9 protein-coding genes are annotated in these 13,886 nt (G+C 67.4%); 7 read left to right on the top strand and 2 right to left on the bottom strand.

The window, feature by feature from the left end; genetic code table 11:
• Nucleotides 1-3: 3 nt before the first annotated feature.
• Nucleotides 4-756, top strand: coding sequence for a D-xylose 1-dehydrogenase (gene xylB, locus ACXJ16_RS24105; protein ID WP_463922381.1), 753 nt, complete (start codon nt 4-6; stop codon nt 754-756).
• A 48-nt stretch (nt 757-804) separates the two neighbouring features.
• Here the strand turns inward: xylB and ACXJ16_RS24100 are convergent, their stop codons facing one another.
• Nucleotides 805-1,863, bottom strand: coding sequence for a LacI family DNA-binding transcriptional regulator (locus ACXJ16_RS24100; protein ID WP_054436779.1), 1,059 nt, complete (start codon nt 1,861-1,863; stop codon nt 805-807).
• Nucleotides 1,864-1,972: 109 nt separating this feature from the next.
• On the bottom strand, nt 1,973-4,069 hold the full coding sequence (locus ACXJ16_RS24095) for an alpha-glucuronidase family glycosyl hydrolase (protein ID WP_463922380.1): 2,097 nt from the start codon (nt 4,067-4,069) through the stop codon (nt 1,973-1,975).
• 243 nt (nt 4,070-4,312) lie between these two features.
• Between ACXJ16_RS24095 and ACXJ16_RS24090 the strand changes: the two genes are divergently transcribed.
• Genes ACXJ16_RS24090 through ACXJ16_RS24065 form a run of 6 tightly spaced genes read left to right on the top strand, consistent with a single transcriptional unit; the run spans nt 4,313 to nt 13,775 of the window.
• Entirely contained in the window at nt 4,313-6,694 is a 2,382-nt protein-coding gene (locus ACXJ16_RS24090; protein WP_463922379.1) for a glycoside hydrolase family 3 N-terminal domain-containing protein, read from the top strand.
• Between the two features lie 11 nt (nt 6,695-6,705).
• Complete coding sequence (gene manD, locus ACXJ16_RS24085; RefSeq protein WP_054436761.1) at nt 6,706-7,917, top strand: D-mannonate dehydratase ManD; 1,212 nt, start codon at nt 6,706-6,708, stop codon at nt 7,915-7,917.
• Between the two features lie 26 nt (nt 7,918-7,943).
• Nucleotides 7,944-9,233: an MFS transporter gene (locus tag ACXJ16_RS24080; protein ID WP_054436759.1), complete on the top strand. Its 1,290-nt coding sequence runs from the start codon at nt 7,944-7,946 to the stop codon at nt 9,231-9,233.
• Nucleotides 9,230-10,642 carry a glucuronate isomerase gene (gene uxaC / locus ACXJ16_RS24075; protein ID WP_324699131.1) on the top strand — a complete coding sequence of 471 codons (1,413 nt, stop codon included), beginning with the start codon at nt 9,230-9,232 and terminating at the stop codon, nt 10,640-10,642. Before ACXJ16_RS24080 ends, uxaC begins: the two co-directional genes overlap by 4 nt.
• Nucleotides 10,639-12,099, top strand: coding sequence for a mannitol dehydrogenase family protein (locus tag ACXJ16_RS24070; RefSeq protein WP_463922378.1), 1,461 nt, complete (start codon nt 10,639-10,641; stop codon nt 12,097-12,099). Before uxaC ends, ACXJ16_RS24070 begins: the two co-directional genes overlap by 4 nt.
• The gene (locus ACXJ16_RS24065; protein ID WP_463922377.1) at nt 12,096-13,775 is read left to right on the top strand and encodes a GH35 family beta-galactosidase; all 1,680 of its coding nucleotides are present in this window, start codon (nt 12,096-12,098) and stop codon (nt 13,773-13,775) included. The genes ACXJ16_RS24070 and ACXJ16_RS24065 overlap by 4 nt, the downstream gene beginning before the upstream one ends.
• Nucleotides 13,776-13,886 lie beyond the last annotated feature (111 nt).

Raw genomic sequence — 13,886 nt, 5'->3', positions numbered from 1 at the left:
TCCATGACGAACCATTCGGCCATCTATCCCAGCCTCAAGGGCAAGCGGGTGCTCATCACCGGCGGCGGCACCGGCATCGGCGCGGGCCTTGTCGAGGCGTTTGCCGGGCAGGGCGCCCATGTCGGCTTCCTCGACATCAATGCCCCTGCCGGAGAGGCGCTGTCGGCGGCGCTGCCGGGCACGCATTTCCGGGCCTGCGATCTGCGCGATCTCGATGCGACGGCCGCGGTCCTGGCCGAGCTGGCCGAGGCGACCGGCGGTGTCGACGTGCTGCTCAACAATGCCGCGAGCGATGACCGGCACGGCATCGACGAAGTGACGCCGGCCTACTGGGACGAGCGCATGGCGACGAACCTGCGCCACCAGTTCTTCGCGGCGCAGGCGGTGGTGCCGGGCATGAAGGCGCAGGGCGGGGGCGTGATCCTGAACTTCGGTTCGATCAGCTGGCACCTCGGCCTGCCCGATCTCGTGCTCTACCAGACCGCCAAGGCGGCGGTGGAAGGCATGACCCGGGCCATGGCGCGCGACCTTGGCGCCGACAACATCCGCGTCAACACGATCGTGCCGGGCAATGTCGACACCCCGCGCCAGAAACAGTGGTACACCCCCGAGGGCGAGGCCGAGATTATGGCCGCGCAGTGCCTCAAGGCCCGCATCCAGCCCGCCGACGTCGCCGCCCTCTGCCTCTTCCTCGCCTCAGACGACGGCGCCATGTGCACCGGGCACGACTACTTCGTCGATGCAGGTTGGAGGTAAGCGGTATTCAGGAAGGATGCCGGGCTGTCCCGGCATCCTTCAGTGCGTTCAGGCGCGCGGCGCCGCGTCGGAATCGCGGCGGATCAGCTTGAATTCCGCCACCACGTGCGGATGGTCGCCCGCAGCGGCGCCGCCATTGCGCGAACGGATCTCGCCGATCAGCAGACGCACCGCGCGGCGCGCCATTTCGGCGGTGGGCTGGCGGATCGTGGTCAGTTCGGGCCAGACCGAGACGGCCAGCGCGGTATCGTCGAAGCCGCAGACGGTCAGCGCGCCCGGCACGTCCAGCCCGCGCCGGTGCGCCACGGTGATCGCGGCGGCGGCCATGTCGTCGTTCGAGGCGAAGATCGCGGTCGGCGGCGCCTGCAGGTCGAGCAATTGCGCCGCAGCCTCCAGCCCCGAGCGATAGGTGAAGTAGCCCTGCGCCACCAGCGAGGGATCGAACGGCAGGCTGAGCGCGGAAAGCGCCTCGCGGTAGCCGTCGAGCCGCTCGGCGCTTGCGGTCTGGTTGGGATGGCCGGTGATGAAGCCGATCCGCCTATGCCCCAGCGCGGCGAGGTGGTGCGTCATCGTGAAGGCGGCTTCGCGGTCGTCGATGCTCACCGAGAGCGCCCATTCCGGCGCGCGGCCCGTGGCGACCGCCACTACCGGCACGTCGGCATGCCGGAGCGCCTCGAGCACGGCCGGGGAATCGCTGAGCGGCGGCGGCAGGATCACCCCGTCGATACGGGTGCGCAGCAGCTGCGCCACGGCCTTCGCCTCGGCGCCTTCCTCGTTGCAGGGCTTGACCAGAAGCTGGGCATTGGCCGTGCTGGTTTCCTCCAGCGCGCCGACGAGGAATTCGCTGAGATAGGCAAAGCTCGGGTTGGAATGGAGCAGGCCGATCCTGAGATCCTCTCCGCCCGCCAGCACGCGCGCGGCGGTGCTGGGGGCGTAGTTCAGTTCGGCGATGGCGGCCTCGACCTTGCGGCGGGTTTCCTCGCGGACGTTGGCGCCCTTGTTGATGACGCGGCTGACCGTCATCGGCGAAACCCCCGCGAGGCGGGCGACATCGTCGATCTTGGCGCTGGAGCGCTGCTTGCGCGGACCTCTGGTATTGGTGCTCATCTGGTTCCCTGGCGGAGCCCCGGCGCTCATGGAGAGCACCGGTGAATGTTCGCTAACACCACAAATCCGGGTGATAGCGCAACCATCGAACGGCGATCAGTGCGGATGGTCAGTGCGGGTGTCCGGGTGCGAGAGGGAAATCCTGCGCCTTGTACCAGGCCAGATCGTGCTCCGGCGCGGCCACGCCGGCGGGCAGGGGCAGGCCGTTGACCGACATCCAGTAGGCCAGGCTGGCATCGCGCCACCACTTGGCCTCGTTATGCTGGATCTGCAGATAACTGGCGGTTTTCTGCCAGCGTTCGGGGTCCACCTTGTCCTTCACGCCCTGCCACTCCGCCTGCATCTGCGCGACCGTGGCCACGCCGCGATCGTAATGGCCGACCATCTCCTGCCAGAGCGTGCGGCCGGATTTCATCTTCCAGTCCCACGGCAGGTGGTGGAACCACAGCAGTTCGCTTTCCGGCGTGGTGCGCGGATCGGCGAGAAGTTTCGCCACGGCGGGTTCGTACTGGGCCACGGCATTGCTGCCGGTTTTCGTGCGGTCGAAGCCGATGCCGTTGCGGTCGGCCTTGTGATAATAGACCGGGTTCCACTCGGGCCGGGCAAGATCGCTGATCCATGGCCCCGGACCATAGTGATGGCCCGTGCCCATGAGGTGGGCGAGGCCGAACGGCCCGGTATAGTCCACCACCGCCTCGCGCGAGGCCATCATCATCTTCACCGCCGTATCGACCACGCGCGGGTCGTTGCCGAAGGTCTGCTGCGCCCATTCGCGGGCGATGGCGTCTGCGGAAAGCGTCGGGTCCCAGGCGAGGCGGCCGAAGGCGTACCAGTTGGCCTGGTTGAACGTGGAGCCCGACCAGTCCCGGTCGCGCCCGACATTGGCAACCCCGGCAATGCCGCTGAGCTTGTGGCCGTAGAGCGAACCGTCCACCACCCTGGCCACGGTCGATCCCTTGCCCCTGGCGCGGGTGTCTGCCTCCAGTACTTCCTCGAACATCGTTCCAAGGTAGGCGAGGTGCGTGGCGAAGCCGAGGTATTCCTTGGTGATCTGGAGTTCCAGCATCATCGGCGTCTTCGGCATGGCGCCGAACAGCGGATGGAACGGTTCGCGCGGCTGGAAGTCGATGGCGCCGTTCTTGACCTGCACCAGCACGTTTTCGGCGAACTTGCCGTCCAGCGGCTTGAACTCGGTATAGGCCTGCTTGGCGCGATCGTCCGGGTCGGTCTCGGCATAGACGAAGGCGCGCCACATCACGATGCCGCCGTGCGGCGCGACGGCGGCGGCCAGCATGTTGGCGCCTTCCGCATGGCTGCGGTGATAGTCGCGCGGGCCGGGCTGGCCTTCGCTGTTGGCCTTGACGAGGAAGCCGCCGAAATCGGGGATCGCGGCGTAGATCTCGTCGGACTTCGCCTTCCACCAGGCCGCTACCTCGGGATCGAGGGGATCGGCGCTCTTGAGATGGCCGATCTCGATCGGTGCGGAGAACCGCGCCGAAAGGTAGACCTTGATGCCCCAGGGGCGGAACACTTCGGCCAGCGCCCGGGCCTTGGCGATATAGGGCGCGGTCAGGCTCTCGGGCTTGGCGTTGACGTTGTTGAGCACGATGCCGTTGATGCCCAGCGCGGCATTGGCGCGGGCATAGTCGGTGTAGCGGGGGTCCTTGAAGTCCGGCAGGGTCCACCAGTCCCACAGCGATTGCCCGGCGTAGCCGCGCTCCACCGAACCATCGAGGTTGTCCCAGTGGTTGAGCACGCGCAGGCCGATCTTCGGGGCGGAGCGGAGATCGATTCCGGCAAGGTCGGCGCCGGTCTTCTGCGCGCGGATCAGCGCGAAGGCACCGTAGAGCACGGCGCGGTCGGTCTTGCCGGTGACGAGCAGCACCTTGCGGCCATCGAGCGTGGCGGCGCGCACCAGATAGCCTTCCTCGCCCAGCGATGCCGCGGGCAGGCGCAGCGCGGCAAGGGCTGGATCGTCGGCCTTGCCGAGCACCACGGGAAGCGGCGACGCGGCAAGGTCGCGGCGCAGTTCGCCGGCGGCGCGGTCCAGCGTTTCGGACTGGCCGATCACGCGGATTTCGGTGGTGGCGGGGGCGCTTGCAGGCGCGAGCCAGAGGTCGTAGCCATCGTTTGCAAGGGCAGGCGCGCTCGCGAAGCCAAGGGCCGTCACGCATACGCCGATCGTCAGAAGCCGCTTCTTCATCATCCTCCCCTGTGTCCCAGATCGTGGCCCGGTGGCCGAAATTTAATTAGCGCGGCGATGCCATTGACAAGCTTGTTCGTTGTCGCGCATGATAGCGCTACCACATAAAGTTCCGGGCAGGCAACACACTTTGCCGCCCGATTGGGAAATGGGCCGAAAGGGTCCGGGGATGCAGGGGAGGAAGATGATTTTTCCGGTTTGTCTGACGCTTGCGGGATCGCGCCTTTCGTCCGTAGCGGTGCGCGCATGATCGCCGCCCCCGTGAAACGCCGCGAACTGCTGCGCTGGGGCGCGGGCGCCTCGATGCTGGCCTTCCTTCCGGTTTCCGCGCGCGCCGCCGCGCCGCTCTACAAGGACCCCAAGGTTCCCGTAGACCTGCGCGTGAAGGACCTGATGGCCCGCATGACGCTGGACGAGAAGGTGGCCCAGCTCGTCACGCTTTCCACCCGCAAGCGCGAGATCATGGACGAATCGCGCGCTTTCGATCCGGTTCGCGCCAGCAAGGCCCATCCCGACGGCATCGGCCAGATCGCCCGCCCGTCCGACCGGGGCGGCGCGGCCACGGCCAACAACACCGGCACCGAAGTGACCGGGCGCTGGCGCAAGCCTGCCGATACCATCGCCTTCGTCAACGCCGCCCAGAAATGGGCGCGCGAGCAGACCCGGCTCGGCATTCCGGTGCTGTTCCATGAGGAATCGCTCCACGGCTACATGGCGCCCGAAGCGACCAGCTTCCCGCAGGCCATCGCCATGGCGGGCAGCTTCGACACCGATCTGGTGGAGCGCGTGCAGTCGGTGATCGGCCGCGAAGTGCGCGCCCACGGTTCCACCCTGGCGCTTTCGCCGGTGGTGGACATCGCCCGCGACCCGCGCTGGGGCCGGATCGAGGAAACCTTCGGCGAAGACCCCTATCTTTGCGGAGAAATGGGCGTTGCCGCCGTGCGCGGCCTGCAGGGGCCGGGCAAGGAACTGGGCGAGGGCAAGGTCTTCGCCACGCTCAAGCACATGACCGGGCACGGCCAGCCCGAGGCGGGCAACAATGTCGCCCCGGCCCCGCTCGGCAAGCGCGAGCTTTACGATTCGTTCTTCCCGCCGTTCCGCGAAGTGGTGCGCCGCACCGGCATCGCCGCCGTCATGCCGTCGTACAACGAGATCGACGGCATCCCCAGCCACGCCAATCGCTGGCTGCTGGAAGACGTGCTGCGCGGCGAATGGGGCTTCGACGGCGCCGTGGTCAGCGACTATGCGGCGATCGGCGAACTCGCCTCGTTCCACCACCTCGCCAGCGATATCGAGGGCGCGGCGCGCCTTGCCCTCCATGCGGGCGTCGATTGCGACCTGCCGGACGGCGAGGCCTATCGCACGCTGGCCGATCAGGTGCGCAAGGGTCTGGTGCCGCTTGCCGCCGTCGATGCCGCCTGCCGCCACATGCTGACGCTGAAGTTCCGCGGCGGCATGTTCGAGGCGGGGCCGGTCGATCCCAAGGCTTCCGCGAAACTCACCGCCAATGCCGAAGCCCGCGCGCTGGCACTGGAAGCGGCGCGCAAGTCGATCTGCCTGCTCAGGAATACCGGCGTCCTGCCGCTGACGGCGGGCGCGCAGAAGCGCATCGCGGTGATCGGGCCGAACGCCAATGTCACCCGCCTTGGCGGCTATTCGTCAGAACCGCGTTCGAGCGTGAACCTTGTCGAAGGCATCAAGGCACGCGTCGCGGGCAAGGCCGAAGTCGTCTTCGCGCAGGGCGTGTTCATTACGCAGAGCGAGGATCGTTCGGCCAACGAAGTGCTGCTGGCGGACCCGGCAAAGAACCGCGCGCTGATCGCCGAGGCCGCGGAAGTGGCCAAGAGCTGCGACGTGGTGGTGCTGGCCATTGGCGATACCGAACAGACCAGCCGCGAAGGCTATGCCAGGAACCACCTCGGCGACCGCACCGAGCTTGACCTCGTGGGCGAGCAGAACGACCTGTTCCGCGCGCTCAAGGCCACCGGCAAGCCGGTGATCGTCGTCGCGCTCAACGGCCGCCCGCCTTCCTGGCCCACCGTGGCCGAGCAGGCCGATGCGATCCTCGAATGCTGGTATCTCGGGCAGGAAGGCGGCACCGCCATGGCCGAGGCATTGTTCGGAGACGTCAATCCCGGCGCCAAGCTGCCGGTCACCGTGGTCAGGGACGTGGGGCAGGTGCCCTTCTTCTACAACCACAAGCCGTCCGCCAAGCGCGGCTATCTCTTCACCGAGACCGCGCCGCTCTATCCCTTCGGTTTCGGGCTCAGCTACACCACGTTCAGCGTGGGCGCGCCCAGCCTTTCGGCACCGCGCATCGGCACGGCGGGCAATGTCACCGTTTCTGTCGACGTGACCAACACCGGCCAGCGCGCGGGCGACGAAGTGGTGCAGCTCTATGTCCACGACCAGGCCGCCAGCGTCACCCGCCCGGTCATGGAACTGCGCGGTTTCCGCCGTGTCACGCTGAAGCCCGGCGAAACGCGCCGGATCGAATTCACCCTCGGCCCCGACGATTTCAGCCTCTGGAACGAGGCCATGCGCGAAGTCGTCGAACCGGGCCTGTTCGATATCATGGTCGGCGCCAGCAGCGCCGATCTCAAGACCACAACCCTCGAAATCGCCTGAGGATTCCCGCAATGCCCAAGATCGTCGATGCCAAAGTCATCATCACCTGTCCGGGACGCAACTTCGTCACGCTCAAGATCACCTGTGACGACGGCACCACCGGCGTCGGTGACGCCACGCTCAACGGCCGGGAGCTGTCGGTCGCCAGCTACCTGACCGACCATGTGATCCCCTGCCTGATCGGCCGCGACGCGCACCGCATCGAGGACGTCTGGCAGTACCTTTACAAGGGTGCCTACTGGCGCCGCGGCCCGGTGACGATGACCGCCATCGCCGCCGTCGACATGGCGCTGTGGGATATCAAGGGCAAGATCGCGGGCCTTCCGGTCTACCAGCTGCTCGGCGGCGCGAGCCGCGAAGGCGTGATGGTCTACGGTCACGCCAACGGCACGACGATCGAGGACACCATCGAGGTCGCGCTCGATTACCAGAAGCAGGGCTACAAGGCGATCCGCCTCCAGTGCGGCGTGCCCGGCATGGCCTCGACCTACGGCGTCTCCAAGGACAAGTACTTCTACGAGCCCGCCGACGCCGACCTGCCGACCGAGAACGTCTGGAACACCGCGAAGTACCTGCGCGTCGTGCCCGAACTGTTCAAGGCCGCGCGCGAGGCGCTGGGCTGGGACGTGCACCTGCTGCACGACATCCACCACCGCCTCACCCCGATCGAGGCGGGCCGTCTGGGCAAGGACCTGGAGCCCTATCGCCCGTTCTGGCTGGAAGACGCGACCCCTGCCGAAAACCAGGAAGCGTTCAAGCTGATCCGCCAGCACACCACCGCGCCGCTGGCCGTGGGCGAGATCTTCAACTCGATCTGGGACTGCAAGGACCTGATCCAGAACCAGCTGATCGACTATATCCGCGCCACCGTGGTTCACGCAGGCGGCATCACCCATCTGCGCCGCATCGCCGCGCTGGCCGATCTCTACCAGATCCGCACCGGCTGCCACGGCGCCACCGACCTGTCGCCGGTCTGCATGGCCGCTGCCCTGCACTTCGACCTTTCGGTGCCGAACTTCGGCGTGCAGGAATACATGCGCCACACGCCGGAAACGGACGCGGTCTTCCCCCATGCCTATACCTTCGAGAACGGCATGATGCACCCGGGCGAAGCGCCGGGGCTGGGCGTGGACATCGATGAGGAACTGGCCGCCGGCTACGAATACAGCCGCGCCTTCCTGCCGGTGAACCGCCTCGAAGACGGCACGATGTACAACTGGTGAGCGTGGTGAACGGCGTGACGCCATCCATGGAAACCGCGACCGGGCCGGGGAAACCCTCGGGCCGGATCCGCTGGATCGTCTGCGCGCTGCTCTTTGCGGCGGTGGTCCTGAGCTATGTGGACCGGCTGGTCCTGCCCACGCTCAAGCCGGAACTGCAGGCGCGCTACGGCTGGAGCGAGAGCGGCTATGCCGATCTCGCGATCTGGTTCCAGGCGGGCTACGGCATTGCCTATGTCGTGTTCGGCCGCCTGATCGACCGGCTCGGCGCCCGCGCGGGCTATGCGCTGGCGGTGACGCTCTGGACCGTGGGCCACATGGCGCATGCGCTGTTCACTTCCACCAGCGGCATGCTGATCGCCCGCATTCCGCTGGCCATCGGCGAGGCGGGGACGTTCCCCGCCGCCATCGCCGCCACCAACGAATGGTTCCCCAAGCGCGAGCGCGCCTTCGCCATCGGCATCTTCAACGCCGGCTCCAACGTCGGCGCGATCCTGACGCCGCTGGTGGTGCCGGTGATCGCGCTGACGCTGGGCTGGCGCTGGGCCTTCATCCTCACCGGCCTGCTCACGGTGCTGTGGCTGGCGGCATGGCTGGGCTTCTACCGCCGCCCGCGCGACAAGAAGAACCTCAGCGCCGAGGAACTGGCCTGGATCGAGGCCGATCCGGTGGAAAAGCCCCGCCCGGTCAAGTGGCGCGCGCTGTTCGGCTATCGCCAGACCTGGGCCTATATGCTGGGCCGCTTCCTGATCGACCCGGTATGGTGGACCTTCCTGTTCTGGCTGCCGGACTTCTTCAACAAGCAGTTCGGCGTGAAGATGCTGGATTTCGGCCCGCCGCTGATCGCGGTCTATATCCTGGCCGACGTCGGCTCGGTGCTGGGCGGCTGGGCTTCCTCGCGCTTCATCGGCCGGGGCTGGAGCGTCAACCGCTCGCGCAAGACCGCCATGTTCTTCGCCGCGCTTTGCGCCGTGCCGATCGCCATGGCCCCGAACGCGCCGGGCCTGTGGACGGCGGTGGCGCTGGTGGGCCTTGCTTGCGCCGGCCATCAGGGCTTCTCGGCCAATCTCTACGCTCTGCCGGGTGACACGATGCCGCGCTGGATGACCGGATCGGTCGTCGGCCTCGGCGGCCTTTCGGGCGCCGTGGGCGGCATGCTCATGGCCAAGTTCGCCGGAGCCATCCTCGAAAGCGTGGGCAGCTACGAGCCGATCTTCGTGGTCGCCTCCTGCGCCTATCTCGTGGCGCTTGCCGTCATTCACCTGATCCTTCCCCGCTACCAGGTCGCCGATCCCGACGGCGAGAAAGCTACAGCATGACGCGTCCTCTCGTTCTCCATCCCGATCGCCTGTTCCCGGCCGACCCCGGCACCCGCGCCATCGCGCGCGCGCTTTACGAGGGCGTGAAGGCCCTGCCGATCGTCAGCCCGCACGGCCATACCGATCCGGCATGGTTCGCTTATGACGAGCCGTTCACGGACCCGGCCTCGCTGCTGATCGTGCCGGACCACTATGTGTTCCGCATGCTCTATTCGCAGGGCGTCGCGCTGGAATCGCTGGGCGTGCCCAGCGTAGACGGCAGCCCGGTGGAGCAGGACCCGCGCAAGATCTGGAGCATCTTCGCGAAGCACTACCACCTGTTCCGGGGCACGCCTTCGCGCATGTGGCTGGACTGGGTCTTTGCCGAAGTCTTCGGGCTGGACGTGCTGCTGGATGAGACGACGGCGGACCACTATTACGAAGTGATCGACGCCGCGCTGAAGACCGAGGCGTTCCGCCCCCGCGCGCTGTTCGAAAAGTTCAACATCGAACTGATCGCCACCACCGAAGGCCCGCTGGACCCGCTGGCCCATCACCGCGCGATCCGGGAAAGCGGCTGGAACGGCCGCGTCGTCACCGCCTATCGCCCCGATCCGGTGGTCGATCCCGAAACGCCGGGCTTCGCCGAAAAGGTCGCGAAGTTCGGCGAGATGGCGGGTGAGGACGTCTCGACTTACGCGGGCTATCTTGCCGCGCACCGCTTCCACCGCGCCCGCTTCCGCGAGGCGGGGGCCACCTCGACCGATCACGGCCACCCCAGCGCCCTGACCGCCGACCTTTCGCCCGAAGACTGCGAGGCGCTCTACCAGCGCGTGCTGGCAGGGGCGAGCAAGCAGGATGCCGAACTGTTCCGCGCCCAGATCCTCACCGAAATGGCAGGGATGAGCGTGGAGGACGGCATGGTCATGCAGCTTCACCCCGCCGTCCATCGCAGCCACAACAAGGCCGTGCTCGACCGTTTCGGGCGGGACAAGGGCGGCGACATTCCGATGCCGGGCGAATTCGTGGAGGCGCTCAAGCCCCTGCTCGACCGTTACGGCAACGATCCGCGCCTGACCCTGATCCTCTTCACGCTCGATGAGGACGTCTACTCGCGCGAACTGGCGCCGCTGGCCGGGCACTATCCCTCGCTGCGGCTCGGCCCGCCGTGGTGGTTCCACGATTCCCCCGAAGGCATGCGCCGTTTCCGCGAACGTGCGACCGAAACCGGCGGCTTCTACAACACCGTCGGCTTCAATGACGATACCCGCGCCTTCCTCTCGATCCCGGCCCGGCACGACGTGGCCCGGCGGATGGACTGTGCCTGGCTGGCGCAGCTGGTCGCCGAACATCGCCTGCCCGAGGACGAGGCCCACGAAGTGGCGCGCGCGCTCGCCTACGATCTCGTCAAGGCGGCGTACAAGCTGTGAGGCTGTGCGCTGAAACGCTCGGCCAGGTTCCGGCCTCCGTCGCGCGCCCTGCCTATGACCGCGCGGCGGTTTCGGCGGGGGTTGTCCACCTCGGCATCGGTGCCTTCCACCGCGCGCATCAGGCCGCCGTGTTCGAGGCGGCGCTCGCCTCGGGCGATCTGCGCTGGGGCGTGATCGGCGTTTCGCTGCGCTCGGCCTCGGTGCGGGAGCAGATGGCGCCGCAGGACGGGCTCTACACCCTGCTCGTGCGCGAGGGAGAGGTGCAGACCCCGCAGATCATGGGCGCGGTGCAGCGCGTGCTGGTCGCGCCGGAAGACCCGGAGGCGGTGGTGGCCGCGCTGGCTTCGCCCGATACGCATCTCGTCACCCTGACGGTGACCGAGAAGGGCTATTGCCTCAACCGCAAGACCGGCAAGCTCATGGCCGAAGACGCGGATATTGCCGCCGATCTCGCCGGGCTGGAGCGTCCGCGCACGGCGGCGGGCTTCCTTGTCGCGGCGCTGGCGCGGCGGCGCGCGCAGGGGCTGGCCCCGCTCTCGATCCTCTCTTGCGACAACCTGCCCCACAACGGCGCGTTGCTGAAAGGCGCCGTGCTTGCCATGGCAGAGGCGCACGATCCGGCGCTCGCCGCGTGGATTTCGGAAAGCTGCAGCTTCCCCGCCACCATGGTGGACCGCATCGTGCCCGCCACCACGGACGAGGACATTGCCGGTCTCGCCGCGCTGATCGGGGTGGAAGACCGCGCCATGGTCAAGGCCGAACCCTTCCTGCAATGGGTGATCGAGGACAGCTTCGCGGGCGAGCGGCCGGACTTTGCCGCGCTCGGCGTGCAGCTTGCCGATGCCGTCGCCCCGTGGGAGGAAGCCAAGCTGCGCCTGCTCAACGGCGCGCATTCGGCCATCGCCTATCTCGGCGGGCTTGCCGGTGACCGGTTCGTGCATGAATTCGTCGGCAGCGCGGCGGGCCTGCTCTTCGTGGAGCGGCTCTGGGACGAAGTCACGCCCACGCTCTATCCGCCGGCCGGGCTCGATGTGATCGCCTACCGCAAGGAACTGATGGCGCGCTTTGCCAACAGCGCGCTCCAGCACCGCACCCGGCAGATCGCCATGGACGGTTCGCAGAAGCTGCCGCAACGCCTGCTCGCGCCGCTGGGCGCGGTGCGGGAGCAGGGCGGTTCCTTCGCCGCCATCGCGCTGGCCATCGCGGCCTGGGTGCGCTGGCAGGCAGGCACAACCGACGCGGGCGAAAGCTTCGCCATCGACGATCCCGCCGCGCAGGCCCTTGCCGATGCCCTGCGCGATGCAGCCACTCCGCGCGCGCGCGCGGCGGCCGCGCTTGCCGTGCTCGGCCCCATCCCCGATGAGGCCGCGCTCGACGCCGTGGCCGCGCATCTGGGCCATCTCGAAACATCCGGCGCCCGCGCCGTGCTTACCGCATTCCTCGGAGAGAACGCATGACCTTGCGCACTGCCTTCATGGCGGTCTCGGCCCTCACCGCGAGCCTTTGCCTCACCGCGCCCGCTTTCGCCGATGCCCCGCGCCTGGAGGCGAAGGGCGATACGCAGCAGCTTATCGTCAATGGCAAGCCGCTGCTGATGATCGCGGGCGAACTCAGCAATTCCGCCTCTTCCAGCGCCGCCTACATGGAACCGCACTGGAAGCGGCTGAAGGACATGAACCTCAACACCGTGCTGACGCCGGTGTCGTGGGAACTGATCGAACCTGTGGAAGGCACGTTCGACTGGTCCTCGGTCGATTTCCAGATCAAGGCGGCGCGGGCGAACAACCTCAAGCTGGTGATCCTGTGGTTCGGCGCGTGGAAGAACTCCATGTCCACCTATGTCCCGGCCTGGGTCAAGCGCGACCAGCGGCGCTTCCCGCGCGCAGAGCTTCCCAACGGACAGGGGGTGGAGATCCTCTCGACCTTCGGCGCCGAGACCCTCAAGGCGGACGAACGCGCCTATGCCGCGCTCATGGCGCATCTCAAGGCGGTGGATGCGAAGGACAACACCGTCGTCATGGTGCAGGTGGAGAACGAGATCGGCATGCTGCCGGTCGCGCGGGACTACAGCGCCGCCGCCAATGCCGCCTACCGCGAGCCCGTTCCGGCCGAGCTGGTGAACTATCTCGTCGCGCACAAGGACACGCTCGTCCCGGGCATGCGCCAGATGTGGCTCGATCGCGGCGCGCGCACCAGCGGTTCGTGGGACGACCTGTTCGGCGGCGGCGACGGTGCGGCGGAAGTCTTCGCGGCCTGGCACTACGCCCGCTTCGCCGACCGCCTCGCGGCAGCGGGCAAGGCGGCCTATCCGATCCCGATGTACGTCAATGTCGCGCTCAACCGTCCGGGCCGCATCCCCGGCGAATATCCCAGCGGCGGCCCGCTGCCGCACCTGCTCGACGTCTGGAAGGCCGGCGGCCCGCACCTCGATTTCCTGGCGCCCGACATCTATTTCCCGAACTTCGTGGACATCGTGAACCGCTACAAGCGGCCGGACAACGTGCTGTTCATTCCCGAGGCGCACAATTCAAGCAATCCGGTGGCCCCGGCGAACGCGTTCTATGCCATCGGCCAGCTCGACGCGATCGGCTTCGGCCCGTTTTCGATAGATTCGGTGGACGAGAATCCGGGGCCGCTCAAGGACGCCTACGGCGTGCTCCAGCAGCTTCAGCCCTATATCCTCGAAGCGCAGGGCACCGACCGCATGGCCGGTTTCAAGCCGCGCCAGCTCTATGACGAGACGCTGGTCTACGAGCCGGAAACCCGCGATATCGGCTCCTATCGCTTCACCATCGCCTATGCCGATATCCAGAAGCCGGTGGCGAACCCCGGCGCCGATGCCACGCAGCCCGGCACGACCGCGGCGATCGCCGCCGCCGGCGGGATGATCGTCCAGATCGGCCCGGAGGAGTACCTGATCGCCGGTCAGGGCATTACCGTGACGTTCAAGCCCAGGGCCGATGCCGCCGCGCTTGCCGGAATCGATTCGGCGTTCGAGGGCAGATTCGACGCCTCGGGCAAGTGGGTGCCGCTTCGTCTGCTGAACGGAGACCAGACGCATCAGGGCCGCCATATCCGCCTGGAAGCCGGAAAATGGCAGATTCAGCGCGTAAAGCTCTACACCTACAGATAAAAGATACCGCTAACATAACTGTTGACGCGCTCCGGCGCCGGGCATATGTAAGTATTAATGATAGCGCTACCAGCAGTGGCGCAACCCGCGATCCGCCACGAGGCGGACGCT

The sequence above is a fragment of the Novosphingobium sp. TK71 genome (assembly GCF_055361505.1).
This window is presented reverse-complemented; position numbering and strand designations above follow the sequence as displayed.